Genomic DNA, 26940 nt, shown 5'->3' on the forward strand with positions numbered 1-26940 from the left:
CGGGATATCAAAAACCGATGAATGCGCATGTCCGCAATGGAGGGGGTGGCAATAGTCTAGTTAACATGAATCCAATCCTTTTTATTCCGGCGGGGTGAAGCGGAGCCATTCCACTGGGAGATCTCACGGCTTGTCCAGCATGTGCGCTGGCAAGGTCGACAATTGGTCACATGTCCGGCTCTGCGTCGTCACGAATCGGCGGCGCGTTCTGCTCAGGGGGCAGCTCGGCCAGCACGGCGGTGAGCAGGCGCGCCGCTGCTGCCTTGTCCAACGGGTGGTTCCCGTTGCCGCACTTGGGGGATTGGACGCAGGACGGGCAGCCGGCCGCGCAACCGCACGACTCGATGGCCGACAGGGTCGCCGAAAGCCACTGTCGCAGTAGCGCGAACCCGCGTTCGGCGAACCCGGCCCCACCGGCTTGGCCGTCGTAGACGAAGACGGTGGGCAGCCCGGTGTCCGGATGTTCCGCGGTGGAGACGCCGCCGATGTCCCACCGGTCACAGGTCGCCACCAGGGGCAACAGTCCGATCGCGGCGTGCTCGGCCGCGTGCAGCGCTCCGGGTACGTCCTGCGGCTCGATACCCGCCAGCCCCAGCAACTCCGGCGTCACGGTGTACATGACGGCCTTGGTGGGCAACGTCTGCGGCGGCAGGTCGAGTTCGACCAGGTCGAGCACTTCCCCGGTGATCAGCGTGCGCAGGTAGCCGATCACCTGGCTGGTGACCCGCACCTGGGCCAACCCGGCCGTCACGTGACCGTGCGCGCGGTATTCGGTCACCGCGTCGACGGCGATCGAGGTCACCTGACGCGCGCTGGTGGTCCACCCTGGCTCGGCGGCGTGCACGAAGGCCACACCGTCCTCCATATCCAGCTCGTCGACCACATAGGTCTCGCCCTGGTGCAGGTGAACGGCGCCCGGGTGCAGCGTCGCCCGGGCCCGTCCCGCGTCGGCGGTGCCCAGCAGCCTGCCGGTTTCCCCGTCCACGATGGCCACCGGAGCGCCGATTCCGCCCCGGACGTCCACCCCGTCGTGCGGCTGCGTCTCCGCGGTCACGTACCAGCGTGCGCGTTCCCCGGTGCCGCGCCGCCTGATCAAGCCCTTCTCGGCCAGCTCGCCCAGTACCGTGCGAGCGCCGAACTCCTCTACTTCGCCGTCGGTGAGCGGCAGTTCCAGCGCGGCGCACAGCAGTTGCGGACCCAGCACATAGGGATTGCGCGGATCGGTGATCGACGCCTCGACCGGTTTCTCCAGCAGTGCTTCGGGGTGGTGGACCAGGTAGGTGTCCAACGGATCGTCCCGCGCCACGAGCAGCACCAGGGAACCCTGCGTGCGTCGTCCCGCCCGTCCTGCCTGCTGCCAGAACGACGCCACCGTTCCGGGAAAACCCGAGACGACCACGGCATCCAGGCCCGCGATGTCGACCCCGAGCTCCAACGCGCTGGTCGTCGCCGCACCCAGCAGCGATCCGTCCGACAGAGCCGCTTCCAGATCGCGTCGATCCTCCGCGAGATATCCCGCTCGATAGGACGCCACGCGCGCGGCGAGATCCGGATCGACCTCGAACAACAACCTTTTGGTCTCCATCGCGGTCACCTCCGCGGCCCGCCGGGAACGCACGAAGGTCAAGGTCCGCGCACCTTCGGCCACCAGGTCCGCCATGATCCGCGCCGACTCCGCGGTGGCGGGTCTGCGCACCGGTGCGCCGTTCTCGCCGGTCATCGCGGTGAGCAACGGCGGTTCCCAGAAGGCGACGGTCCGTGGCCCCTGCGGCGATCCGTCCCGGGTGACCGCGGTGCAGGATGCGCCGACCAGGCGCGACGCGGCGGTCGCCGGTTCGGCTGAGGTCGCCGAGCACAGCACGAACACGGGATCGGCGCCGTATCGTGCGGCGATGCGTCGCAGCCTGCGCAGCACCAGCGCGACGTGCGACCCGAAAACGCCGCGATAGGCGTGGCATTCGTCGACCACAACGTAGCGCAGCCTGCGCAGTACGCGCGCCCAGCGCTGATGTGATCGCAGGATGCCCAGGTGGAGCATGTCCGGATTGGTGAAGATCCAGCGTGCGTTGGCGCGCACCCACTGCCGGATCTCGGCCGGCGTATCGCCGTCATAGGTGGCCGGATGGATATCCCGCAACGGCCCTTCATGGGTGATGGCGCCGATGGCACGCAGCTGATCAGCGCCGAGCGCTTTCGTCGGGGACAGATACAGCGCGGTCGCCTTCGGATCTGCTTGCAGTGCGGTGAGTACCGGAAGCTGGTAACCAAGGGATTTGCCGGACGCGGTACCGGTACTCACCACCACGTGCTGTCCCTGGAACGCCCGATCCGCCGTCTCCACTTGATGGCTCCACGGCGCCTCGATGCCCGTCTCCCGCAACGTGGCAACCACTTCCGGCGATGCCCAGGCAGGCCAGGCGGAGTGGTCGGCGGCTCGTGCTGGGAGTTCGACCACTTGGGTCAGCCTGGGGTCGTTGTCCGGCGCCCCGGTCAGGACACGATTCAGCAACGATGTCCCATAGCTGAGCTCGGTTCGCGGCCGTCCGCGCAGCGCTGAGTCGGGTGGATTCACCGCTGGAACCCCGCAACACGCTCGGGAAGTGTGAAACGTGTGTGTCCCGGAACCTCTACCTGCCATTTCGATACCAAATAGCGACCTGGGTCACAGCTTCTTTGCTGAACGTCCACTCGGTTATCACCAAGCAAACGAACCCCGAGTCCGGATTCCGCCATTGTGTCCCTCACCTGCGCATTCGCAAGATCAACTTTTTTGCAAATTGTCGGTAACTCGACTGTTGAATTGCCCGGAGACATGGTTCACTGGTTCCTGGTCGCAAGCTTCTGTGTTCGAGGGACGGATCCAAAGTCCAAACCGTCAGCAGGATCGATGTTGCGAACGGTGTGCTTGGTGCTTTCCTGCAGGGGGAACCAACAGTACAGCGGTCGGAACGGACCCGGTGGACGAACCCAGTTGTCCGCCGTTCCGGTAAGAAAAGAGAAGGAACAGAATGGCACAGGGAACTGTGAAGTGGTTCAACGCGGAGAAGGGGTTCGGCTTCATCGCGCCGGAGGACGGCTCCGCTGACGTCTTCGTCCACTACTCCGAGATCCAGGGTTCGGGTTTCCGCACCCTCGAGGAGAACCAGAAGGTCGAGTTCGAGGTCGGCCAGGGCACCAAGGGCCCGCAGGCCACCGGAGTGCGTGCGCTCAGCTGAGCGGCGCAAGATCCACAGCTCGTCCCTCACCACCGGCAACGGGGTGAGGGACGAGCTATATCTGGGGTAGTCACGGCCCGTGTGAGCCGGCGGTGCGGACCGCCGAAGCATGCCGCGGCGCAGGTGTGGCGAAACGACAAGGCATACTGATTCGAACTGACGGGCGTACGCTCGGTGGTTCGAGTCGCAAGCACTCGACCACCCGCGGCGTCACGGTATAAACGTGTCTGGTGCGACATTCAGCCGTCGCAGCCGCTCACCCCAAGCCGCGCACAGCGGAAATACGCAGCGCGGGTCGATCAGGAAAGGTGTATTCGCCGGTGGCAACACGAGACCGCGGTGCAGCCGACCAGGGCCGTCCCCTGCGTCGTCTCGTGATCGTCGAGTCCCCGACCAAGGCCCGCAAGATCGCGCCGTACCTGGGTCGCAACTACACGGTCGAGGCGTCGGTCGGTCATATCCGGGATCTGCCGCGCGGAGCGGCCGACGTCCCGGCCAAGTACAAGGGCCAGTCCTGGGCGCGGCTCGGCGTGGACGTCGACAACGACTTCGAACCCATCTATGTCGTGAGCCCGGACAAGAAGGCCAAGGTCACCGAGCTCAAGAGCCTGCTGAAGGACGCGGACGAGCTCTACCTGGCCACCGACCCCGACCGCGAGGGCGAGGCGATCGCCTGGCACCTGCTGGAAACGCTCAAACCCAAGGTGCCGGTCCGGCGGATGGTGTTCCACGAGATCACCGAACCCGCGATCCAGGCCGCCGCCGCGGACACCCGTGACCTCGACAACGATCTGGTCGACGCCCAGGAGACCCGCCGCATCCTGGACCGGCTCTACGGCTACGAGGTCAGCCCCGTCCTGTGGAAGAAGGTCATGCCGCGGCTGTCGGCGGGCCGCGTGCAGTCGGTGGCCACCCGGGTGATCGTGCAGCGCGAGCGTGACCGGATGTCGTTCCGTTCGGCCGAGTACTGGGACATCGCCGCGAAGCTCGACGCGGGCAATGGCGAGGAGAGCGACGCGACCAACCCGAGGACCTTCGGCGCGCGTTTGGTCAACGTCGACGGCGCGCGGGTCGCCACGGGGCGCGACTTCGGATCGGACGGGCAGCTCAAGGTTGCCAACGGCGTTGTCGTGCTGGACGAAGGCCACGCGCGGCGGCTGGCCGAGGCGCTGGACGGCGCCGACCTGATGGTCTCCTCGGCAGAGGCCAAGCCGTACACCCGTAAGCCCTATCCGCCGTTCATGACCTCGACGCTGCAGCAGGAGGCGGGGCGCAAACTCCGTTTCACCTCCGAGCGGACCATGCGGGTCGCGCAGCGACTGTACGAGAACGGCTACATCACCTATATGCGCACCGACTCGACGACGTTGTCGGAGTCGGCCATCGCTGCGGCGCGCGCGCAGGCGACCCAGCTCTACGGGTCGCAGTTCGTGCACCCGACCGCGCGGCAATACAACCGCAAGGTGAAGAACGCGCAGGAGGCGCACGAGGCGATCCGTCCGGCGGGCGACACGTTCGCCACGCCCGGCGAACTGCACGCGCGGTTGGACAACGACGAGTTCCGTCTCTACGAACTCATCTGGCAACGCACCGTCGCCTCCCAGATGGCCGATGCCAGGGGCACCACGCTGACGTTGCGCATCACGGGCGTCGCGGGCACCGGTGAGGAGTGCGTGTTCTCCGCTTCCGGCCGCACCATCACGTTCCCCGGCTTCTTGAAGGCCTATGTGGAGAGCGTCGACGAGGAGGCCGGCGGGCAGTCCGACGACGCCGAGTCCAGGCTCCCCGCATTGGAGGAAGGCCAGGCTGTCACCGCGGTCGAGTTGAATCCCGATGGGCACAGCACGAATCCGCCGGCGCGTTACACCGAAGCGTCGCTGATCAAGACGCTCGAAGAGCTCGGCATCGGCCGTCCGTCGACGTATTCGTCGATCATCAAGACGATCCTCGACCGCGGTTACGTCTACAAACGCGGCAGCGCGCTGGTGCCGTCGTGGGTGGCGTTCGCCGTGATCGGTCTGCTGGAGGAGCATTTCGGCCGACTGGTCGATTTCGACTTCACCGCTGCCATGGAGGACGACCTCGACGCCATCGCCGGTGGACGCGAGCAGCGGGGAAACTGGTTGTCCAGCTTCTACTTCGGCGGCGATCACGGCGTGGAAGGGTCGGTCGCGCGCTCCGGCGGTTTGAAGAAGATGGTGGGGGAGCGACTCGACGACATCGACGCGCGCGAGATCAACTCCATCAAGCTGTTCAACGATGCCGCCGGGCGCGACGTCGTGGTCCGGGTGGGCAAGTACGGGCCGTACCTGGAGCGGATGGTCGCCGATCCCGATGACCCCGAAGGCAATTCGGTATCCCAGCGGGCCAATCTCCCGGACGATCTGCCACCGGACGAACTGACTCCCGAGGTCGCCGAGAAGCTGTTCGCGACCCCGCAGGAGGGCCGTTCGCTCGGTGTGGATCCCGGGACGGGGCACGAAATCGTTGCCAAGGAAGGCCGTTTCGGTCCGTACGTCACCGAGATCCTGCCCGAACCGCAGGCCGAGGAAGGGCAGGAACCGGCCAAGAAGACCGCGAAGAAGGCCGCTGCGCCCAAGCCGCGCACCGGTTCGCTGTTCAAGTCCATGGACCTGGCCACGATCACGCTCGACGACGCGCTGAAGCTGCTGTCGTTGCCGCGCGTGGTGGGCACGGACCCGGACAGCGGCGAGGAGATCACCGCCCAGAACGGACGCTACGGGCCGTACCTGAAGAAGGGCACCGACTCGCGTTCGCTCAACACCGAGGACCAGATCTTCACCGTCACGTTGGAGGAGGCGCTGAAGATCTACGCCGAGCCCAAGCGCCGTGGGCGGCAGGCTTCCAGCGCCGCCCCGCTGCGGGAACTCGGCAACGACTCGGCCTCCGGCAAGCCGATGGTGATCAAGGACGGCCGCTTCGGCCCGTACGTCACCGACGGCGAGACCAACGCGACGCTGCGCAAGGGCGACGAGATCGAATCGATCACCCCGGAGCGGGCCATGGAGTTGCTCGCCGACCGGCGGGCGCGGGGACCGGTGAAGAAGACCGCGAAGAAAGCCGCGGCGAAGAAGGCGCCCGCGAAGAAGACGGCGGCCAAGAAGACCGCGACCAAGAAGGCGACCACTACGAAGACGGTCGCCAAGAAGACCGCGGCGCAGAAGACGGCGGCGAAGAAGACCGGCGTCGGAAAGTCGTGAGTTCTCGCTCGTGGCGACAGCCGTAGCCTGAGCGGCATGGCTACCGAACAAGAGCGCGAGGATCTGATCGCGATGCTCGCCGACCAGCGTGCGCTGTTCCGTATCACGCTGCGCGGCATCGATGACGAACAGGCGCGGCGGCGGACCACTGTGAGTGAGCTGACCCTCGGCGGGCTGCTGCACCACCTGGTCAGCTGCGAACGGCACTGGACGACGGTGATCGTGCGGCGGGACGAGAACGCGGAACTGGACGTCTCGAAGTTCGGCGGCGAGTACGTCATGGCGGCCGACGAGACCGTGGCGGGCTTGTTGGCCGACTGGGACGAGGTGGCCGCGGCGACAGCGGAGCTGATCCGCACGGTGGACGATCTCGACGTCTCGATACCGACTCCGACCTCGCCGTGGGTCCCGGAGCGGATCTGGCAGTCGGTCCGCTACACGGTGCTGCACATCCTGCGGGAGATCGCGCATCACTCCGGGCACGCCGACATCATCCGCGAGGCGCTGGACGGGGCGAACAGCACGCACCAGCGCGCGTCTTAGCTCAGGGTTGTCGAGGGGCTGTCCGGTTCGCCGGAACGGCCGGCAGATCACGGCGGCGCGGTGACGAAGGCGTTGTCCAGTGAATGAGACCCGCAAAGGCCCCCTGGGCGGGCGCTCCATGTCCGGCCTGCTCGCGCGGCCGGTTTCGCTGCGGGCCGATCCGAGTAGTTCACCGAACGGTGGGCGGGGACAGACGCGATCCGCGTACGGATGGCTCGCCATGCAACGGGTTCTTCGGGCCGGAAAGTCGAGGTCGGCTGCCCGCTGGTGATTCGCGCACATCTCGTGGCAGGGGCCAGGATCCGTCGCCCCGCAGGCTGTCGGGAGCCGGACCCGGGGTGCGGGGAGTGCGCACGTCGCTGTTCTAGCGGAGGGCCGTCCGCCGCGGACCCGGAACTGTCGGGAGGGGCCGATAGGGTGTACGCCGTGGCGGGAGTCTTCGATCGGTTGGTCGGCCAGGAGGCGGTCGAGTCCGAGCTGACGGCTGCCGCCGTCGCGGCGCGCGGGGGAGCGGTCGAGGGCGCGATGACGCACTCCTGGTTGTTCACCGGCCCGCCGGGGTCGGGCAGATCCGTCGCGGCGCTGTGTTTCGCGGCGGCGTTGCAGTGCACCGACTCGGGGACGCCCGGGTGCGGCAGGTGTCACGCCTGCACCACGACCATGGCGGGCACACACGGCGACGTTCGCCGCGTGGTGCCCGAGGGGCTGAGCATCAGTACCAAGGAGATGCGCGAGATCGTGCAGGTGGCCTCGCGCAGGCCGAGCACCGGCCGCTGGCAGGTGGTGGTCATCGAGGACGCCGACCGGTTGACCGAGGCGGCAGGCAACGTGCTGCTCAAGGTCGTCGAGGAGCCGCCGGACCGGACGGTGTTCCTGCTCTGCGCGCCCTCGGTCGACCCCGAGGACATCTCGATCACGTTGCGCTCCCGCTGCAGGCACGTGCACCTGGTGACGCCGTCGGTGCCCGCCATCGCGCGGGTGCTGCGCGAGCGCGACGACCTCGACGAGAAGACCGCGAGCTGGGCCGCCTCCATCAGCGGCGGCCATGTCGGCCGCGCGCGCAGGCTCGCCACCGACGCGGAGGCGCGCGCCCGCCGTCAGCGCGCGCTGGCCTTGGTCACCGCGGTCGGGAAACCCGGCGCGGCCTACGCCGCCGCCGACGAGCTGGTCCGTGCGGCCGACGACGAGGCCAAACAGATGAGCGCGGCCCGCGACGAACGCGAGCGCGAGGAACTCGCGACCGCGCTGGGTGCGGGCGGCACCGGCAAGGGCGCGGCGAGCGCGACCCGCGGCTCCGCCGGCGTACTGAAGGATCTGGAGCGGCGCCAGAAGTCCCGCGCGACCCGCACCGGCCGCGACGCCCTCGACCGCGCCCTGATCGACGTGGCCGGCGTCTACCGGGACGCACTGGCCGTCCGCTTCGGCGCCACTCGGCTGGGCTCCGGCGTCGCCCTCACCCACCCCGACCTCTCCGACGAGATTCACGACTTGGCCGACCGCATGCGACCCGAGGGCCTGCTGCAGTCCATCGAAGCCGTTCTCGCCTGCCGCACGGCGCTCGACCTGAACGTCAAACCCCGTTTCGCCCTCGCCGCCATGGCCGCCGCCCTGATCGCGGCCCGCGCACAGTGACCGTGACCTCCCGTTTTCGCGATCGGGCCGCGAGACGATAGACTGCCCTGGCCGAAAGGCACGCCGCCTTAGCTCAGTCGGTAGAGCGCTTCACTCGTAATGAAAAGGTCGGGGGTTCGATTCCCCCAGGCGGCTCAAACACAAGTCCAGGTCAGCAGTGGTTTCGGTATCCTGGAACGGACCTGGTCTCATCTACCGACACCCGCCGCGGCCCGTAGCGCTCGGGCAGGTCCCGCCACGCGACGCCGGCCTCGGCCTGTACAACATGCCGTTGATCACCCGTCGGTCATCCACGCGCGGACGACCCGTCGCCCGGACACCGGCTCGATCACCCCCGCCACGGTTCTTCGGTCAACTCATGCCTACGCAACAACCGAGACACACCACACACCACGTCAACCGCACCGACTTCGAGGACAGCTAGGAGCACATCTGGTAGGCGGCAGTCCAGAAGTCCTGGTGCAGGCGCGGTGTGTCGGCCGAGTCCATGGCGGTCTGGGTCAGCAGGATGCCGACCAGATCCTCCGCCGGGTCCGCGTACGCGGTCGTGCCGAGGCCGCCGTCCCAGCCGAACTGGCCGGGGGAGGCCAGGTCGCGGCGGTGTGTGCGCACGGCCATGCCGAAGCCGAAACCGCCGTGGCGGCCGAAGTGGTCGCCGAACTGGTCTTTCTCGACCTTCTGCGCCGGCGTGAGGTGGTCCATGGTCATCAGCTCGATCGAGGCCCGCGACAGCACCCGCTCGCCCTTGCCCAACAGCATGCGGAAGAATGCGTGGTAGTCGTCCACGGTGGACACCAGGCCGTCGCCGCCCGCCTCGAATGCCGGTGGGCGGCTGTATTTCCCGGTCGGCCGGTCCCACACGGTCAGCTCGCCGGTGGTCGGGTCGTGGGCGTAGCTGGTGGTCAGCCGGCTGAGCTCGGCGGCGGGCACGTGGAAGCCCGTGTCCACCATGCCGAGCGGCGCGAACAAGCGCTCGGCCAGGAACGCCCCGAACGGCTGGCCCGCCACCCGCGACACGAGAACACCGAGCACGTCGGAGCCGACGTGATACTGCCACCGGTCCCCGGGCTGGTACACGAGTGGGAGCGTGCCCAGCCGACGCAGCCACTCGTCCTGGTCGATGGCCGGCCAGTTCGCGGTGCCGTCGCCGACGACGCCGAGCTCCACCATCGCCGCCTGGATCGGGCTCGGCGTGAACACGAGCCCGAAGCCGAAGGTCAGCGTCAGCAGATCCCGCACGGTGATGGGCCGGACCGCGGGGACGGTGTCGTCGAGCTCGGCGTCGACGCGGCTGAGCACCCGGCGGTTGGCCAGTTCCGGCAGCCAGGTCTGCACCGGGTCGTCCAGTCTCAGCCGGCACTCCTCGACAAGGATCATCACGGCGGCGGCCGTGACCGGTTTGGTCAGCGACGCCATGCGGAAAATCGTGTCCCGGCGCATGGGGGCGTTCACGTCGTCGTGCAGGCTGCCGAGCGCCTCGACGTGCACGTCGTCGCCCCTGCTGACCAGCGCGACCAGCCCGGGAACGGTGCCGACCTCGACGTGGCGCGACAGCACGTCCCGCAGCCTGCCTGCGTTCGCCAGCCCCCTGCCGCCGGCCATCGTCCAGTTGCCCTGCCGGTCCCAGCTCACAGTCTGTGACATCTCGTGTACTCCTTGCCTTCCGGTTTGAGACAAGCTTTGGCTCCCACCGCGTTCGAAACAACGAGAGTTCTCGTATCGTGGCGATAACACGGCGGTTATAGATCAAGGAACACGTTGGAGCTGCGGGACATCGAGATCTTCCTGACGCTGGCCGAGGAGCTTCATTTCGGAAGGACGGCACAGCGGCTGCACGTGAGCCAGGCGCGGGTCAGCCAGGCGATCAAGAAGCAGGAACGCGGCGTCGGCGCGGCGCTGTTCGACCGCACGAACCGGTCGGTCCGGCTGACCGCCGTCGGTGAGCAGCTGCGCGCGGACCTGCTGCCCGCCTACCGCGGTCTGCGTGAGGGCATGGCGCGGGCGAGGCTGGCGGCCGAAGGCAAGACGGGTGTGCTGCGAGTCGGGATGCTGCCCGGCAACGCTCACGACCTGCGCCCGTTCTGGGAGGCGTTCCACGCGCGGAACCCGCAGTGGGGCCTGAGAATCCGGCACAACCCATTCGCCAACGCGTTGAGCCCCATCCGCAGCGGTGACATCGACGTGCTGGTCGCGTGGCTGCCAGTGGAGGAACCGGACCTGACCGTGGGCCCGATGATCTACACCGAGCACAGCGTGCTGCTGGTGGCGGCCGACCACGAGTTGGCTGAGGAGAAGTCGGTGTCGATCGAGGTGTTCGCGGGCCGGGGCATCATGCAGGGTCCGGAAGGCCCCGAATACTGGGGCGACGCGTTCACCCCGTTCTACACCCCGAGCGGCCGGCCGATCGAACGCCATCAGCCGAACATCGCGAGTCTGGACGACATCTTCCTCCACGTGGCCAACGGCGAGGGCATCCACAACCTAGGCGCGCACGTGGCACGGTACAACGCCCGCCCGGACATCGTGTACCTACCGATCCACGACTGGAACCTGCGCTGGGCACTGGTTTGGCGCGAGGAGACGGAGATGGTCCGCGCGCTGGCCGACGTGGTCCGGGACCTGGGCACCGCGACAAACCTGTACACGTAACGTCAACGGAGGTTCCGAGCGCTGAAACATGCCGGGTCTGATCGTCGTAGTCGGATGGCCAGAAGATCATGGCGAACACCACCGCCAAGGGGACGGCGATCGCAAACACCAGGCCGACCTGCGCCCAACTCATCGGCGCACTCCGCGGACGACCGCCCACCGGCCGAAGGATGCACGGGGCGCGGCGCATTCGACGTCGACCACGACCATCAGCCGATCCAAGGTCACCGCGTCGATGTGCGCCGAAGACGGCAGCAACACCACGTCGACACCGTAAGCCGTGACCTGCTCGACCAGACCCAGGACCGAACTGGTGTCGGCCCAGTGCAGTGCGTAGCCCAACCGCCGCGCCAGGCGCCGCACCTGGGCCGCGTCCCATTCCGGTATCGGCGAACACGGATCTATCCAGCCGATCGCGTCCAACGCATGCCTCCCCTGCTGTTCCGGTGGATGGTTCGCACCCACCGCCGGGGACCGAGTCGACCCAGCGGCGGGGCTGGGAATCAGCTTGACGTTCCTGCACGGAAACGCCCTTGCCCTAGGGTTTTCCTATGTTTACCGATGGTGGGTCGGTTTCGGGGGGACTGTTGCGGGAGCTGCGCACCCTGGCGGGTATCGGGCTGCGCACGATGGCAACACGTACCTGCTTCACACCCGGCTACCTGTCTTTGGTGGAGACCGGAAACAAGCCGATCACCACGGCCGTGCTCGACGCCTACCGCAGGGTCCTGGGCGATCCAACTTTGGGGCTGGCGGGTGTCGATCCTGAACGGCTGGCGGCAACGGTGACCGATCCTGCCGCCGCCGGGCGGTCCAGCCTCGAGGACGTGTCGGTGATTCTGGAACGCACACGGCACCTGGAGGACTCGGCAGGCGCGGCACTTGTGGCCCCGGTGATACGGGGCATCGACGGCGTAGCGCGGGCGCTTGCGGGGGAGCGGGTCGGTGGGGCCAGCGCTGCCGCCCTCGCCTCAGAGGTCGCCCGCTACCGGGGGTGGCTGGAGCACGCGGTGGGCTCACCTCATACCGCGAACCGGGCACTCGAGCACGCGGTACACCTCGCCGAGGCTGCGGGAGACCGCGACCAGCTCGCGCACTCGGTGAGCTTCCGTGCCTACACCGCCCGTCATCAGGGCGATACCGCGCGAGCTGTCGCGCTCACCGACGCGGCCATTGCCGTAGACGGTGCGCACCCGATCCTGGGGGTATACGACCGCTATCAGCGCGCCGAACTGCTGGCGGTGCGCCGTGAGGCGCGGCAGGCAGGTAGGGCGCTGGCGGCGGCCGACAAGGCGGCGGAGGCGGCGGCCGAGGTCCCGTTGCCCAGCTTCGGCTACTGGTACACCGGTGGGTTCTGGGGCGTGCAACGCGGCATCGTGTTGGCATTGCTGGGGCGGCAGGCCGACGCGGTGAAGGAAGCCGAGCAAGGGGTGGCGGCCATGCCTGCCGAGCATCGCACCGCCGGGTGGCTGGCGTCGATGCTGCGCCAAGTCCACCCGGAGATGGACGCGGGCGGCGGTGCGTGAACGGCGGCAGTGGATGCGCTGAGTCAACGCAGCAATCACCGCTCGGCGCGGCGACTGGTGAAGTCGAAGGATCCGCCGTCGATGCCCCAGGAGATGATCCGGTCGGGGTGGATCCGAATGATCGAGCGTTCCTGGGGAGGGAACGGCGGTTCCTGGTCCTCGAGCGCCTCGGCCGTGCCGCGTACTTCGATGCCGCGAATCACGTAAGGCTCCAACGAGACTTGCTGATCGACAACGAAAGACACTCGACTGCCCGCTTCGACGTTGCGGTACTTGCGGCTGTTGCGCATGCGCATACCGCCGATGTCGATGGTGCCGTCGGCATTCACTCGATAGCTGGTCGGGTTGTTCTGCACAACGCCGTCAGGCGACACCGTGGCCAGCCGACCGATCCCGGCCTCCGCGAGAAACTGCTGTTCATTGATGGTGAATGTCATGTCGGTATTCCTCAGTGAATTCGATATCAGGCCTGCTCCCGGCGATCAGCCGGAAGCTGTCGGGTATGGGAAACGCAAGCTGCCGCCTGCCGCGCGCTGTGAGATCAGAACAGAATCAGCGCTGCGCACAGGCCGGCGATGGCAATGAACTGCAGGCTGACCCGGTACTTCAGAATGCTGTCCCACTTGTCTTGCAGCGCACGGGCATCGGCCGGGATGATGCCGCTCTGCGCAGCGGCGGTCTGCTGGGAATTGATCGGCTTGGCGATGCGGACGTAGAACGCGAGCCAGGTGAGCAGTGCCGCCACCGTGATCCCCGCCGCGACAGCAGCGCCGATTTCCCCGGCCCACAGCGCGATCAGCAGCGTGAGCACCGCGGTGACCACACCGACCGCCCCGACGACCGGCATGCGCTTGTCGCCGTAGTAGTGACCCCATCCCGCGCTGATGGTCACGGTCGCGTCATCGAGCTTGCGGTACACGGACCGGGTGATCACGGCGACGGAGACATCGGTGCCATAGACGATGGCGTTGGAAAGAACGGCTGCGGCGGCGATGAGCTGGCCGGTGACGATGAGCATTGTAGGCTCCCTTCAAAAATTCTAGCATCGTTAGAATCTGGAGCAACGGTAACATTAGGTCGCTATATTGTCTAGCCTTGCTAGATTTTGCATCGCTGCTCAGGGAGCGCGCTCGGTGTCAGCCGCGCATGCCGTTCCGGCCGAGCGGACGTCGTCGCCCGGCAGGCCGGTCATCGAACGCCGGCAGATTCGGTCTGTGGATCCCTGGGCTGGGGCTCGATTGCGGCCCCGTTCTCGTCGCCGGGTTTCGGGCAGCTGGCCGCGCCGGGGTCGGCAATCGACGGCGCCTCCCAACCCCTGCCTCGACGCCGGTGACCTGACCTATTGCTCCGCTGGTATCGCCGCAGCTCAGTCGGCGGCACTACTGGCACGCGGAGGCTACCCGTAGAAACGCGCACACGAACGGGGGTGTCTGCTCTGAGGCTGAGCGTGTCCAAAATCTAGTGACACTAGATTGTCAAGCGATGCTAAAGTCGGCTTCATGGGGATCCAGACGCGGCGAGAGCGGGAACGCGCCGAACGGCACCGGCTGATCATCGACACCGCTCGGGAATTGGCCGAGTCGCAGGGCTGGGACGCGGTGACCGTGCGCAGGCTGGCGGAACGGATCGAATACAGCCAGCCCGTGCTGTATTCACACTTCGCGGGCAAGGACGAGATCGTCACGGCGGTCGCCGAGGAGGGCATCGCGGAGATGGCCGCGTGGAGCCGCGCGGCATTGGAGTCGGCGGGCGGCGAGCCGCGCGCAGCGTTGGCGGCGGTGGCGCGGGCTTACCTCGACTTCGCGACCGCGCGGCCCGCGCTCTACGACGCGATGTTCCTGATGAAGGTGAACCTCACGTTCGGCGAGAATGCCTCGCAGCCGCTGCGGGACGCGTTCGCCGTCATGTTCGCCGCCTTCTCGCCGTTCGCGGGCGAGCACGATCCGGAGACCTTCACCGAGGTCGGCTGGAGCGCCCTGCACGGCCTGGCGACCCTGGACCGCGGCGGACGTCTGCGGCCGGCTCAACGGGACGCTCGCCTGGCGGTGTTGGTCGACCAGTGGACCCGGTAGACCTCTGTCGTACCAGTCACTGTGCCACCGGCGGCGAGGCCCGCATACGGCGCATGGCCCTGATCGCGAGATTCGATCGAGCACACGGAGGAGGAGGACGGCGAGGTGGTTGCGCTCGGTAGCCGATAAGGCGTTGAGCAAGTCGTCCTGAACCGCCGAGAGTGCCGAGTCGAGTTCTTCGAGCCGCCGTTTCCCCGTTCGGGTCAGGGTGATCAGGTTGCGGCGTCGGTCGCGGGGATCCGAGGTGCGTGTGCCATGACCCTGCTCGGTCGGTTCCGCGAGCATGGTGTGCATGTCGCTCTGGTCGATTCCGCACCGTTGACCGATCCGTACCTGACTGTCCGGACCGAACTCGTCGAGCGCGGCGAGGATCGCGAAATGGTAGGCGCGTCCGCCGACCGTGGCCGTCGTCTCGCCGATGAGCCGGTGCGCGCGTGCCGCAGCCTTGCTGATCAGCCAGCTCGGCTTGCTGCGCAGGCGGGTAGAGGTTTCCTCCAGCTGGTGCGCCACCGTTGTCGGCTCGTGTGGCCCCGGCGAAAACGTCCGGTGTGGCGCTGTTCCACCGCGACGGCAGCGAGTTGGCGCGACTGCAACAGGCGTGGCCGGCACTGTTCTCGCAGATGGATCAGGTGGCAGGGATACCTGTCATCGCGGCCGCGGGTGCATGGTTGATACGTCGCACGGCGATGCCGTGGTCGGTGCGATCGCAGTCAGTGGCGGCTCGCCCGAACACGACGACGAGTGCGCCGAGGCCGGGATAGCCGCGCTCTCGGCCGCACGGGCCGTTCGCTGACCCGACCACGGCCGCGCGAGGCGGCGATCAGACGGGAAAGGTGACTCCGGTCAGTTCCTCCGAAACCTTCCACAAGCGTTGCTGGATCGCCGTGTCGTGCGATTGCGAACTGGATTCGACGATCTTCGGGTAGCCGCGGGTCTCCAGGAATCCGCCCGGTCCGTAGTACTGACCGCCGCGCACGCCGGGATCGGTGGCTGCGCGGAGTATCGGCAAGGCGCCCATCGCGGGGGTCTGTGTGACGATGGGCGCGACAACAGGTACGAGCGCACGCAGCGCGGCGGGCATATTGCGCATCAAGTCGGTGTTCGCGGCGCCGGGGTGGGCCGCGACCGCGATCGTGGTACCGGCACCGGACAGGCGGCGTTGCAGTTCGTAGGTGAACAGTAGGTTCGCCAGCTTGGACCGGCCGTAGGCCGCCACCCGATCGTAGGAGCGCTCCGCTTGCAGATCGTCGAAGTCGATCCGCGCCCGGAGCCGATGTCCCACACTGCTGACCGTGACCACCCGTGAGCCCGGCATCGGCAGCATGCGGTCGATCAGCAGGCCGGTGAGCGCGAAGTGTCCCAAATGATTCGTGCCGAATTGCAGCTCGAATCCATCGCTGGTGGTCTGCCTCGGCGGGTACATCACCCCGGCGTTGTTGATCAGGAGGTCGATCGCGGCATGGGCGGATTTCAGCTGTTCGGCAGCGGTCCGCACGGATGCCAGCGAGGTCAGATCGAGCTGTTGGACGGTGGTGTCCGCGCCGGGAACCGCGTCGGCGATCCGGTCCGCGGCATGTTTGCCCTTGTCCACATCCCGCACCGCCAACACCACCGTCGCGCCGTGCGCGGCGAGCGCCCGGGCTGCCTCGAACCCGAGTCCGCTGTTGGCGCCGGTGACGACCGCAAGCCGTCCCTTCTGGTCCGGAATGTCGTGCTCGGTCCACCTGTTCGCCATTTTTCCTCCCGAAGATGGTCGGTCCGTTGGTTTCCTCCGACGAGCCCGGCGGGGGTGGAACCCACACTCCCACCGTCGCGCGCCCGGTGCGGATGCGCAAGGGCGGCGCCCCCACGTTTCAGGCTGACGTCATAGACGCCCGGGGCACAGAAACATCTCATGCGTCGGTCAGGCAGGAGACCGAGGCCGAGGTCGGTCGTGATCGACGCCGTCGACCGGTCGAGATCGGCGTCAAAGGCTCGCGCGGCGGGCGCCGCGGCGGCGGGGGCGCAGTTGATATAGGCGGTACCAGGCCAGCGCGAGGAAGATGGCGCCAAGCCCGGCGACGACTCCCATGTCCAGTAGCCACGTGCCGAGGGTGTGTTTCCACAGTGGGTCGGGGGGGCCTTCGTGCGGGGAGAGAGTGTCCAGGTCGACGGTGGCGGCTCCCGCGCCGTAGCCCCACCGTGACGGCGACAGGTAGGACAGTTGCTCCAGAACGGGTGTGCCGGGTAGCCGCACAAGGCCGCCGGTGAGCACCAGCTGCGCCATCGACAGCACGATCAGCAGTGGCAGCGTCTTCTCCGACGTGTTCACCATCACCGACACCAGCAAGCCCAGCGCCAGCGATGCGATGCCGAGCATCGCCATCGCCAGGATCAGCTCCAGCTCGGCCGAGGTGAACACACCTTTCGCGGGCATGCTCACACCGATGGTGCCGATCACGAACAACACCGCCGCCTGCAAGGTGGTGATCACGCCCAGGACCAGGACTTTCGACATCAGATAGACCCCGCTCGACAGGCCGGCCGCGCGTTCTCTGCGGTAGATCGTCTGTTCCTTGACGATCTCGCGAATCGCATTGCCGGTGCCGACGAAGCAGGCGCCGAATGCCAGGATCATGAGCTTGGTCGGGGCATCGACGTTGCTGCCCGGCGCTCCGGCGAAACCCTCGCCCGAGGGCACCGCGGCGATCAAGCCACCGAGAATCAGCGGCATCACGCCGAGCAGCGCCAGATAGCTTCGGTCCGAGGCGATCACCGCCAGGTAGCGCCTGCACAGCGTGCTGAGCTGACTGAGTTTGGACTGCGGCGCGGGCGGCGGCGCTGGGGGCCGCACTTCCGCCGGACCGACCTCGTCGGTCAGTCCGACCGCCACGTAATCCTGGAAGCGTGACGAAGTCTGGAATTCTCCGGCCCAGTCGCGTTCCTCGTCGCGGTCGAATGCCTGGAACACCTCGGCCCAGCTGCGCTGCCCGAAATGCTGCAATCCCTCCGCGGGGGGCCCGTAGTAGGCGAGCCGGCCGCCGGGCACCAGAACCAGCAAGCGGTCGCAGGCATCGAGATTCGCGACGCTGTGCGTGACGACGATGACGGTGCGTCCGTCGTGCGCCAGCTCGGCCAGCATTTCCATGACCGTCTTGTCCAAGCCGGGATCGAGGCCGGAGGTCGGTTCGTCGAGGAACAACAAGGACGGTTTGGTCAGCAACTCCAGCGCGACGCTGACGCGTTTGCGCTGCCCGCCCGAGAGCCTATCGATGCGGGTGTCGGCGTGCCGTGCCAGACCGAGTTCGTCGAGGACCTCGTCGACCCGCTGCTCCCGCTCCTCGCTCTGGGTGTCACCGGGGAAGCGCAGTTCGGCCGCGTACAGCAGGGCGCGCCGCGTCGCGAGCTGGCTGTGCAGGATGTCCTCCTGCGGAACCAGCCCGATCCGGTGCCGGAGCTCGTCGTACTCGGTGTACAGGTCGCGTCCGTCGTAGCGGACCGTTCCCTCCGTCGCGGGCCGTAATCCGGTGACCGCGCCGAGCAGCGTGGACTTGCCCGCTCCACTGGGGCCGATGACGCCCACGAGCGAGCGCTCCGGGATCGGGAAACTCACCTCGTCGAGCAGCACCTTGCCTTCCGCGGTCCGCACCACCAGGTTCTGCACCGACACCGACACGTCGCCGGTGTCGACGAATTCGCGCAACTCGTCGCCGACCAGCCGGAAGGTGGTGTGTCCCATGCCGATCAGATCGGACTCGGACAGTTCCATGGACTCGACCCGGGAGCCGTTGACGTAGGTTCCGTTGTGGCTGTCCAGGTCGACGATCCGGTACCGGCCCGGGCCGATCACCTGCAGTTCGGCGTGCCGGCGGGAGACCATGAGATCGGGCACGACGATGTCGTTGTCGGCGGCGCGCCCGATCCGCAGCCCGCCCGTGGTGATCCGGACGACCGCGCTGGGCGGCGCTGCCGCCGAGGATGCTCGCGAAACCCGCCGGGGCAGCGCGGAATGGAACTTGGTGACCGTCGCTTCGTCGTCGAGGGCGTAGCCGGGATCGCGGACGACCATCGTGTCGCCACCGGGATCGCCGTCGGTCGAGGGGCCTGCCGGTGACTCCAGTGAGCAGCTCAGCTGCTCACCGTCCATGGCGTGACCCAGCTGGAACGTCTCGTCGTGGTCGATCACCATCCGGTCGACCCGATGACCGTCGAAGAAGGTCCCGTTGAGACTGTGCGCGTCCTCGATCTCCCATCCCTCCGATCCCCGCTCGAGGACGGCGTGCAGCGAAGAAACGCGAGGATCGGTGACGACGATATCGGCGGCCGGGTCGCGGCCGATATTGTATGAACCTCCGGCGCGAAGCCGATAGACGCGTTCTCGCGTCTGCACCACGAGGACCGGCGCTTCGGGGAATTTCGTGGAGGATCCTTCACCCGCCATTACGCGAGTATACGACTCCGCCACACTGTCGCCGCAATAGTCGGATCGTCGCGCAGGCGACCGTCGCGGACCTCGCGAGCGGCGTGGAAATATATCGCCACCTGCGTGAACCCTGTCCTGGAACGGAAACTGAACGACACTTTCCTTGGCGGCGGATGTCGGAGAACGAGTCACCCTGTTCGGCTGGAGAGGAATTCCGATGCAATTCTCAACGAATTCGGAAGCCTGGCTCGACGAGGTGGGATGCGGTAGCGGCTCCGAAGGTTTTCCGATTTGTTCTCGTAAACCTGATCGGATTGCTTATCGGCATCCGGCGCAGGAGCTGATATCGAATCGTGTCCATGGGTTCCCGGAGATTGCGTCTATCGCGCCGCCGCCCACGATCCCGGCTCGGGCTGCCGTTGACTACGGCCGCCGCGGCGCAGGGCGAGTAGCCGCTGCCGGGCAGAATGCCTGTGACGGGCGTTCCCGCGAATTTTCTGCGAAGGTGTCTGTGTGGAGGTACTGAGCAGGAACCACGTGACCGTGCGCGGCAAGACCGGCGCGCCGGTGGTCGTGCTCGCCCACGGCTTCGGATGCGACCAGCACATGTGGCGGCTGGTCGTACCGGTGTTGGAGCAGGATTTCACCGTCGTCCTGTTCGATCACGTGGGCGCGGGTCGCTCGGACCTGTCGGCGTGGAGTCCGCGGCGTTACTCCAGCATGGACGGCTATGTCGAGGACGTTCTGGCGCTCGTCCGCGAGTTGGGGCTCGGCCCGGTGATCTTCGTCGGGCACTCGGTGAGCGCGACGATGGGAGTGCTCGCCGCCGCTCGCGAGCCCGCGGCATTCGCCGGGCTGGTGCTGGTGGCTCCCTCGCCCTGCTTCATCGACGATCCGGTCACCGGATATCGCGGCGGCTTCAGTGCCGCCGACATCGAGGAGCTGCTGGAGGCGCTGGATGCGAACTACCTGGGATGGTCGGGTGCGATGGCGCCGGTCATCATGGGCAACCCGGATCGGCCGGAATTGGCCGAGGAACTCACCAACAGTTTCTGCCGCACCGACCCGGAGATAGCGCGAGTTTTCGCCCGCGTCACGTTCCTCTCCGACAACCGGGCCGATCTCGACGCGGTGAGCGTGCCCACGCTGATTCTGCAATGCTCCGACGACGCCATCGCCCCGCGCGAGGTGGGAGCGTTCGTCCATGAACGAATCCGGGGTAGCAGCCTGGTCATGCTCACCGCGACCGGCCACTGCCCGCAGCTCAGCGCTCCGGCGGAGACCGCCGCCGCTATCGCCGCCTTCGCCGCAGAAACCGGATGACGAGCACGGCGGGCGACCGAGACGGCGGCAGTACGCTCGGCGCGGGTACCGATGACGACGCGGCGTTCGCCGCGTTGCTCGAAGACAGCGTCGAGGACCTGTACGAGAACGCGCCCTGCGGATACCTCTCCACTTCGCTGGACGGTCGCATCGCCAAAGTGAACGCCACGTTGCTGCGCTGGCTGGGCCGGCAGCGCGACGAACTGGTCGGCCGCGCACACTTCTCGGACCTGCTCACCGTGGGCGGTCGCCTCTATCACGAAACCCATTTCGCGCCCTTGCTGCGCATGCAGGGCGAAGTCCGCGGCATCGCGCTGGAGATGAAAGCCGCCGACGGCCGCCGACTACCCGTCCTGGTCACATCGCAGGTCAAGACCGGCAGCCAGGAACAGCCGCTGCTGATTCGCACCACCGTTTTCGATGCCCGCGAGCGCCGCGACTACGAGACCGAGCTGCTGCGGGCGCGGCGCGAAGCCGAGCAGGAGCGCGAACGCCTCCAGCGTCTGAACGCCACTCTGCAGACCACGCTGCTGCCACCCGAACTTCCCCAGGTGCCCGGGCTCGAGGTCGCCGCGTACTACCACATCGCCTCCGCCGACGAGGTCGGCGGCGACTTCTACGATCTGTTCCCCATCACCGGCGACACGTGGGGAATGTTCCTGGGTGATGTCTGCGGAAAAGGCGCTCCCGCGGCATCACTCACCTCACTGGCCCGCTACACACTGCGGACGGCCACCGCCTACACCCACGACCCGGCCGCGGTGCTCGACAGGCTGAACACCACCCTGACCGAGCGGTACCACGGCCACAACCCCCGGTTCTGCACGATCATCTTCGGAATGATCAGACCCACTCCCGAGTGCGGGGGTTGCGCCGTCACCCTGGCCGGCGGCGGCCACCCGCCGGCGCTGCTCTTGCGTGCCGACGGCAGCGTTGAGGAGATGCACACCCGCGGCGGACAGCTCATCGGGGCGATTCCGCACGCGCGGATCGTGACCAGGAGCTTCCGGCTGGAGGTGGGGGACACGCTGCTCCTCTACACCGACGGGCTCACCGAAGCGCGCACGAGCCCGAATGGCGATCGCTATGGCGACCGCGCCCTCCTCGAATTCGCTCGAGCACTGGCGCCCGTCACGGCTTCCGGCGGCGTCGAAGCCCTGCGAGAACTGCTCGCCTCCTTCGGGTCCGGAGTGGAGGACGACACCGCTCTGCTCGCCGTGCACGCGCTACCCCCCTTGCCGGGTACGGCGCGCTGAGTCGCGGGCGGGCCCGACCGCCGATGGGTCCGACCTGGGTGGATACCGGCAAACCGGCTGCGCGGTAACGACATAGGCGCCGCGGCCGGCGTCAGCAGGCGCTGTGACGGGGTTTAATGTACCGCTAGATGGTGGCACAATTCACAGCGACGCAATATTCCATGTAACCGGGCGTTACCAGGTCCGCTCAGGGCGGTGAGGAGCGAAGCCAGTGCAGAGCGGGCCTGTGCGCGAACCGGCTCTTCCGAATCAAGGTGATCATCAAGTGCTGGAAACGCGAACCAAGGTAGTCCGAAGTTTGGTGCCGGCCCGGATGGACCGGCTGCCGTGGACCAAGTTCCACTGGCTCATCGTCGTCGGGCTGGGCGTCTCCTGGATCCTGGACGGGATCGAGATCCAGATCGTCAGCAGCATGGGCGGACCGCTGCAAGACGCCGGAACGCTGCATCTGACGTCCGGACAGGTCGGCGCGATGGCGTCGTGGTATCTGGCCGGTCAGGTCGTCGGCGCGCTCGTCTTCGGCCGGCTCACCGACCGGCTCGGTCGCAAGAAATTGTTCATCCTGACCCTGGCGATCTATCTGATCGGCAGTGGCTTGGCCGGTTTCTCCTGGAACGCGTGGTCGCTGTACTTCTTCCGCTTCATCGCGGGCACCGGAATCGGTGGCGAGTACACGGCGATCAACTCCGCGATCGACGAGATCATGCCGTCCAAATACCGGGGCCGGGTCGACATCGCGATCAACGGAACGTACTGGGGCGGAGCCGCTCTGGGCGCGGCCGCCAGTCTGGTGCTGTTCAACGAACAGCTCATTCCCACCGGCTGGGGATGGCGAATCGGGTTCTTCATCGGACCCGTCCTCGGGCTCATCATCATCTTCCTGCGCAGGCACATCCCGGAGAGCCCCCGCTGGCTGCTCACCCACGGTCGTGCCGAGGAAGCCGAGCGGACCGTCGACGAGATCGAAGCGCAGGTCCGAAGCCGGGGAATCGAACTGCCTCCGGTAGACGAGAGCAAAGCACTGGACATCGTGGACACGGATCGACTGTCCTATGTGCAGATGGGGCGCATCTTCTTCGGACGGTATCCGTCTCGCTCCTTCCTCGGCTTCACGATGATGGCCACGCAGGCATTTCTGTACAACGCGATCTTCTTCACCGTCGGGTTGGTATTGATCAACTTCTACGACGTGCCGGCCCACCATACGGGTTACTACTTCTTCCCTTTCGCCGTCGGTAACCTGATCGGTCCCTTGGTGCTCGGGCCGCTCTTCGACAGCATCGGCCGCCGGAAGATGATCTGCGCAACGTATCTCGGATCCGGGTTGCTGCTTTTCCTCTCCGCGTGGGCATTCAACGCGGGCATCCTCAATGCCACCACCCAGACCCTGTTCTGGTGTGTCATCTTCTTCTTCGCTTCGGCGGGGGCGTCGTCGGCCTATCTCACGGTCAGCGAGATCTTCCCGCTGGAACTTCGCGGTCAGGCCATCTCGTTCTTCTTCGCCATCGCGCAGGGCGCCGGTGGAGTGGTCGCGCCCTTCCTGTTCGGGCACTTGGTCGGCGGCGCCGACAACCCGAACCCGGACCGGTTCCCGCTCACGGTGGGGTACCTCATCGGCGCCGGATTCATGATCTTCGGCGGGCTGGTCGCCTGGTTCTTCGGCGTGAACGCCGAAGGCAAGTCCCTCGAGGACATCGCCGATCCGCTCTCGGCGGCCAAACCGGCGGATGCGACCGCGGAACCAGCCGCCGTCGAGGACCCCGCCCTCGCGGTCCGAACGCCCGCAGCAGTAATCAGCGAGCCGCTACCTGACGGCTCGTCCGATATCGATGCATTGAAGGCGGACTAGCGATGGTGCAGCCGACTCCTTGGCAAGGGGCAAACAATCCGCACTCCCGGGCGGGCTCTCCCCGCCGTTGGGCGGGCCGCCTCCGGAAACCGCGAGTCGATGTGGCGAAACTGCGGGGGCGGATGCGACCGGTCGGGACTTTGCTCCAGGACAACTGGGGGTTCATGCTCGCGGCCGTCGGAGCCGCCATCACGTTCACCCTGTTGTTCAAGCCCTGGCTGACCACCGGGGGACCGGACGGCACGATCTGGAGTAACGCTTTCGGCCAAACCCACATCACCACCACCCTCGTGGGTCTGTGGTCGAAGAACCCCCCGGCCCACTCCAACCTCAGCGGCAAGTGGGCACTCCTCGCCACCATCGCGATCTTCCTCACCGTCCTGGCGGCGCTGATCAATCTGTGGGCCCGCACCGAAGCGCTTGCCCGCTTGACGACGGGCGCCGCGGTGGCGATGGCGCTGTTCATCGCGTTCACCCTGATCTACCTCAACGGCAAGGGGCCGGAGCTGCGCTCCATGATCGGCTCCGGCCCGCCCACCGATCTCGGCACCCAGGTCGGCTTCGTGATCCGATGGGCATCGGGCAACGGGCAATACCCGCTGCCGGGCCGGCGCACGGTCGAGTTCTCCACCGCGAAACTCACGGGCACCGCGCTGGTGGCCGGGGCAACGGCGATGTTCTCGGCCGTGGCGGCCATCGCCCAATGGGTTCGGCGAGAGAAGGCCCGCCGGAACTCCGGCTGAGCCTGCCCCTCCGGCTGAGACGCTGCCACGCGCTTCGACCGCCAGAGGCGGAACCGGCTAGGCGGCCCAGGGGCCGATGCCGCCGACTTTGTCGATCCGGATACGCGTGAGGTAACCGGGCGGGGCGTCCGGCGGAGGAAACTCGACGCCCGGGGCGGCCAGAGTCTCGGCGAGCTGCCTGAGCAATTCCGGTGCACCGCCCTCGACGACGCGGGCGGTGCCGGTGATCGAAAGGTAAGGGCGCATGACTTCGCCGCGTTCCGGGGAAAGGATGGTCACCGCCACGCGCGGGTCGCGGCGGACGTTGCGGATCTTTTGATAGACGCCCAGGTGTGCGGTGACGAGTTCGTCGCCGTCCGGTGTCGACCGCAGAGCCACCCAGACCACCGAGACCTGCGGGCTGCCGTCCGGGTTGAGCGTGACCAGCGTGGCGTCGGCGCCGGACCCGATGAGTGAACGAGCGTCGTCGTCGAGTTTCATGTCTGGTTCTACCGCGTGGTCGGCGTATTCATTCCCCGCACGGCGGGACTGGTTGCCGTGTCGGTGCTTCGCGGATGCCGATCGCATCGATCCGGCAGAGTCCGTGCGGGGGACTCGATCCGGCTACGTGACTACGAAGACTCCCTTTCCCGGCACATGGGGAGCGTCGGTCGCGATGAGGACTTCTACTCGGCCGAGACCGGACGGAATGCTCACCGGCACCCACGAGCCGGCGACGTTCTCCTCGGCCGGTGTGTTGTCGTCGAGCCGGATCGGGGGCAGGGTGCCCAGCGCGCCGGTGTCGGAGTTGCGCCAGGAAACCGTCACCGTCACGCCGCAGGTGCCGCCGGGACGGTCGGGTGTGTAGACGAACTCCGGGTGGATCCACAGGGTGGGCACGCCGGAGTAGTTGCGGTTGGAGTCGTAGTAGGCGGCGATCATGCCGATGCCCGCGCCGCCGCCCCCGCAGAGCGTGCGCGCAGGGGGGACGCCCAGCGGAAGCGCGGAGGCCGCCGGAATGCTCGCACCGAGTGCGCCGAAGGCCAGAACAAGGACAGCCACACCACGCCAGACACCCACCGCTGCTCCCTTCGTCGGAACCCGAAACTGTCTGACTGCTGTGTCGACCTGAGTTCGCTGAATGTTAACGGGAGTAGAGGAAAACGCGCCGGAGGCCTCGAATTCGGCGTGGACACGCCGGAATTACGTGGTGAGCGACCGGAGCTTCAGAATTCGATCTTGTTGCAGTATCGAGGCGGCAAACGTAGGAGCGTAGTCGGCCTCGGGCTTCGTGGAAGTCCGCTCTCGGACCGGGTGTCGTCGACCGGCCCAAGAGCAACGGTCAGGGTCAGCCCGCGGCCGCGTCGCGCAGGTGGGCGCTCTGGGCGATGGCGGCCAATTCCGCGTTGAAGCGGTCGGCAGCCTCGATGTTGCCCAGGTGGCCGGTGGGCCACACGTGGTACGCGGCCAGGTGGCCTGCTTCGGCGAGCGCGTCGGCGATGCGGCGTGACATGCGCTCGGGCAGCAAGCGGTCATGGGCTCCCGCGATCACCGTGGTGGGCACGGTCAGGGAAGCGGCGGCCTCGGCGAGGTCCATGTCGGCGAGCGCGGCGGCGTGCCTGCCGCGAGTGAGCGGTCGGCACGATCGCACGATGCCCAGTGCGAACTCCACCTGATCCGCGGTCGCGTGCGGCGTCATCACCCGGGCCTTGAGCAGCGCACTGGTGGGCCAGCCGCCCGGTAGCGGGACCGGGGCGGTGAGCAGCGTCTCGGCGACGATCATGGGTATGCGCACGGCGGCTCCGAACACGGTGATCGGGCGGTCCGCCAGCGTGAGCGGCTTGTTCAGCAGCGGGAGCAGATCGGTGTCGTAGCGAATGTTGCCCGACGTGGTGTTCAGCAGAACGGCGGCCGCGGCCTGCTTGCGGACCTGCTCCGGATACCGCGCGGCCCAGGCTTGAATGGTGATGCCACCCATGCTGTGGCCGACCAGTACGGCTCGCTGGCCGGGGCGGAGCGTGGCATTCAGCACGGCCGACAGATCGTCGGCCAGCGACTCTTTGCTCGGGGCGGTCTTGCCGGGTTCGCTGGCGCCGTGGCCGCGCTGGTCGTAGCAGACCACGCGATACCGGTCGGCGAACGCGTTGATCTGCGGGTTCCAGTACTCGATGCTGCAGCTCCAGCCGTGGATCAGCACGATGACATCGCCTTGGGCGGGGCCGTAGGCATGTACTCGCAGGCGGGCGCCGTCCTTGGTGGTGACCGGGATGACCGCGTGACGGGCGGTGGGCCTGTTCAACGACGTGGTCCGGAAGGTCCGGGACCGCAGTGCGGCACGGTAATCGGCGGTGAGCGCACCGTTATGCGCGTCCGCCAGCGTCCTCATCGACTTCGCCAGCATCGAGCACTCCTTTGTGTTCACCGTCACCGTACAGTGCAAGCAGCGCTGCTTGCTAGTGTTAGCGCCGTACGACGGTGTTCCTGGTCTATATCGGGGAGTACCCCCGGATTCGATACCCCAAAAGATCAT

Annotated in this window: 22 protein-coding genes, 1 tRNA gene and 2 pseudogenes; 13 read left to right on the forward strand and 12 right to left on the reverse strand. The window is 67.2% G+C overall.

What is annotated here, in order from left to right:
* Positions 1 to 166: 166 nt before the first annotated feature.
* Positions 167 to 2572: a DEAD/DEAH box helicase gene (locus ACWEKR_RS21575; RefSeq protein WP_452355995.1), complete on the reverse strand. Its 2406-nt coding sequence runs from the start codon at positions 2570 to 2572 to the stop codon at positions 167 to 169.
* A gap of 436 nt (positions 2573 to 3008) precedes the next feature.
* On the opposite strand from ACWEKR_RS21575, the gene ACWEKR_RS21580 reads away from it, so the two are divergent.
* From ACWEKR_RS21580 to ACWEKR_RS21600, 5 genes are all read left to right on the forward strand, one after another.
* A complete protein-coding gene (locus tag ACWEKR_RS21580; protein ID WP_011206895.1) occupies positions 3009 to 3215 on the forward strand; it encodes a cold-shock protein in 207 nt (68 codons plus the stop codon).
* Positions 3216 to 3589: 374 nt separating this feature from the next.
* Positions 3590 to 6436: a type I DNA topoisomerase gene (topA, locus tag ACWEKR_RS21585; protein ID WP_452356116.1), complete on the forward strand. Its 2847-nt coding sequence runs from the start codon at positions 3590 to 3592 to the stop codon at positions 6434 to 6436.
* Positions 6437 to 6472: 36 nt separating this feature from the next.
* Complete coding sequence (locus tag ACWEKR_RS21590) at positions 6473 to 6979, forward strand: mycothiol transferase (RefSeq protein ID WP_452355996.1); 507 nt, start codon at positions 6473 to 6475, stop codon at positions 6977 to 6979.
* A 426-nt stretch (positions 6980 to 7405) separates the two neighbouring features.
* On the forward strand, positions 7406 to 8611 hold the full coding sequence (locus ACWEKR_RS21595) for a DNA polymerase III subunit delta' (protein ID WP_195088685.1): 1206 nt from the start codon (positions 7406 to 7408) through the stop codon (positions 8609 to 8611).
* Positions 8612 to 8673: 62 nt separating this feature from the next.
* Positions 8674 to 8746: transfer RNA gene (locus ACWEKR_RS21600), tRNA-Thr, on the forward strand.
* A 49-nt stretch (positions 8747 to 8795) separates the two neighbouring features.
* Here ACWEKR_RS21600 and ACWEKR_RS21605 read toward each other — a convergent pair.
* Both ACWEKR_RS21605 and ACWEKR_RS21610 read right to left on the reverse strand, forming a co-directional pair.
* Positions 8796 to 9002 (reverse strand): annotated as a pseudogene (locus tag ACWEKR_RS21605) (transposase); the annotation flags it as partial.
* A gap of 29 nt (positions 9003 to 9031) precedes the next feature.
* Positions 9032 to 10255 carry a serine hydrolase domain-containing protein gene (locus tag ACWEKR_RS21610; RefSeq protein ID WP_452355997.1) on the reverse strand — a complete coding sequence of 408 codons (1224 nt, stop codon included), beginning with the start codon at positions 10253 to 10255 and terminating at the stop codon, positions 9032 to 9034.
* Between the two features lie 114 nt (positions 10256 to 10369).
* On the opposite strand from ACWEKR_RS21610, the gene ACWEKR_RS21615 reads away from it, so the two are divergent.
* Entirely contained in the window at positions 10370 to 11260 is an 891-nt protein-coding gene (locus ACWEKR_RS21615; protein WP_452355998.1) for a LysR family transcriptional regulator, read from the forward strand.
* 129 nt (positions 11261 to 11389) lie between these two features.
* On the opposite strand, the gene ACWEKR_RS21620 is transcribed toward ACWEKR_RS21615, so the two are convergent.
* A complete protein-coding gene (locus ACWEKR_RS21620) occupies positions 11390 to 11683 on the reverse strand; it encodes a hypothetical protein (RefSeq protein ID WP_452355999.1) in 294 nt (97 codons plus the stop codon).
* A 128-nt stretch (positions 11684 to 11811) separates the two neighbouring features.
* Here ACWEKR_RS21620 and ACWEKR_RS21625 point away from each other — a divergent pair, with 128 nt between their 5' ends.
* Positions 11812 to 12786: a helix-turn-helix domain-containing protein gene (locus tag ACWEKR_RS21625; RefSeq protein WP_452356000.1), complete on the forward strand. Its 975-nt coding sequence runs from the start codon at positions 11812 to 11814 to the stop codon at positions 12784 to 12786.
* A gap of 35 nt (positions 12787 to 12821) precedes the next feature.
* Here the strand turns inward: ACWEKR_RS21625 and ACWEKR_RS21630 are convergent, their stop codons facing one another.
* On the reverse strand, positions 12822 to 13223 hold the full coding sequence (locus tag ACWEKR_RS21630; RefSeq protein WP_452356001.1) for a PPOX class F420-dependent oxidoreductase: 402 nt from the start codon (positions 13221 to 13223) through the stop codon (positions 12822 to 12824).
* Positions 13224 to 13327: 104 nt separating this feature from the next.
* Positions 13328 to 13804, reverse strand: a complete 477-nt coding sequence (locus ACWEKR_RS21635; protein ID WP_452356002.1) for a DUF1772 domain-containing protein — start codon at positions 13802 to 13804, stop codon at positions 13328 to 13330.
* A gap of 481 nt (positions 13805 to 14285) precedes the next feature.
* On the opposite strand from ACWEKR_RS21635, the gene ACWEKR_RS21640 reads away from it, so the two are divergent.
* Positions 14286 to 14858, forward strand: coding sequence for a TetR/AcrR family transcriptional regulator (locus ACWEKR_RS21640; RefSeq protein ID WP_195088678.1), 573 nt, complete (start codon positions 14286 to 14288; stop codon positions 14856 to 14858).
* Between the two features lie 231 nt (positions 14859 to 15089).
* Here ACWEKR_RS21640 and ACWEKR_RS21645 read toward each other — a convergent pair.
* A pseudogene (locus tag ACWEKR_RS21645) lies at positions 15090 to 15368 on the reverse strand (MarR family transcriptional regulator); the annotation flags it as partial.
* On the opposite strand from ACWEKR_RS21645, the gene ACWEKR_RS21650 reads away from it, so the two are divergent.
* On the forward strand, positions 15277 to 15651 hold the full coding sequence (locus ACWEKR_RS21650; RefSeq protein WP_452356117.1) for a heme-binding protein: 375 nt from the start codon (positions 15277 to 15279) through the stop codon (positions 15649 to 15651). The pseudogene ACWEKR_RS21645 and the gene ACWEKR_RS21650 sit on opposite strands and share 92 nt — an antisense overlap.
* A 27-nt stretch (positions 15652 to 15678) precedes the next feature.
* On the opposite strand, the gene ACWEKR_RS21655 is transcribed toward ACWEKR_RS21650, so the two are convergent.
* Positions 15679 to 16593, reverse strand: coding sequence for an SDR family NAD(P)-dependent oxidoreductase (locus ACWEKR_RS21655; protein ID WP_452356003.1), 915 nt, complete (start codon positions 16591 to 16593; stop codon positions 15679 to 15681).
* A 231-nt stretch (positions 16594 to 16824) separates the two neighbouring features.
* Entirely contained in the window at positions 16825 to 19278 is a 2454-nt protein-coding gene (locus ACWEKR_RS21660) for an FHA domain-containing protein (protein WP_452356004.1), read from the reverse strand.
* A gap of 495 nt (positions 19279 to 19773) precedes the next feature.
* Here ACWEKR_RS21660 and ACWEKR_RS21665 point away from each other — a divergent pair, with 495 nt between their 5' ends.
* The 4 genes from ACWEKR_RS21665 (at position 19774) to ACWEKR_RS21680 (ending at position 24431) form a co-directional block, all read left to right on the forward strand.
* On the forward strand, positions 19774 to 20583 hold the full coding sequence (locus ACWEKR_RS21665; protein WP_452356005.1) for an alpha/beta fold hydrolase: 810 nt from the start codon (positions 19774 to 19776) through the stop codon (positions 20581 to 20583).
* Positions 20580 to 21839, forward strand: coding sequence for a PP2C family protein-serine/threonine phosphatase (locus tag ACWEKR_RS21670; protein ID WP_452356006.1), 1260 nt, complete (start codon positions 20580 to 20582; stop codon positions 21837 to 21839). Before ACWEKR_RS21665 ends, ACWEKR_RS21670 begins: the two co-directional genes overlap by 4 nt.
* Positions 21840 to 22104: 265 nt before the next feature.
* A complete protein-coding gene (locus ACWEKR_RS21675) occupies positions 22105 to 23688 on the forward strand; it encodes an MFS transporter (protein ID WP_324198307.1) in 1584 nt (527 codons plus the stop codon).
* 101 nt (positions 23689 to 23789) lie between these two features.
* Complete coding sequence (locus tag ACWEKR_RS21680) at positions 23790 to 24431, forward strand: hypothetical protein (protein ID WP_452356007.1); 642 nt, start codon at positions 23790 to 23792, stop codon at positions 24429 to 24431.
* Positions 24432 to 24488: 57 nt separating this feature from the next.
* Here ACWEKR_RS21680 and ACWEKR_RS21685 read toward each other — a convergent pair whose 3' ends face one another.
* The 3 genes from ACWEKR_RS21685 to ACWEKR_RS21695 all read right to left on the reverse strand — a co-directional run bounded on the left by ACWEKR_RS21685 (position 24489) and on the right by ACWEKR_RS21695 (position 26811).
* Positions 24489 to 24911 (reverse strand): PPOX class F420-dependent oxidoreductase, encoded by a 423-nt coding sequence (locus ACWEKR_RS21685; RefSeq protein ID WP_452356008.1) that lies wholly within the window; start codon positions 24909 to 24911, stop codon positions 24489 to 24491.
* Between the two features lie 123 nt (positions 24912 to 25034).
* On the reverse strand, positions 25035 to 25490 hold the full coding sequence (locus tag ACWEKR_RS21690; RefSeq protein ID WP_195088657.1) for a hypothetical protein: 456 nt from the start codon (positions 25488 to 25490) through the stop codon (positions 25035 to 25037).
* 268 nt (positions 25491 to 25758) lie between these two features.
* Positions 25759 to 26811: an alpha/beta fold hydrolase gene (locus ACWEKR_RS21695; RefSeq protein ID WP_452356009.1), complete on the reverse strand. Its 1053-nt coding sequence runs from the start codon at positions 26809 to 26811 to the stop codon at positions 25759 to 25761.
* Positions 26812 to 26940 lie beyond the last annotated feature (129 nt).

The organism is Nocardia sp. NPDC004573 (genome assembly GCF_053602135.1).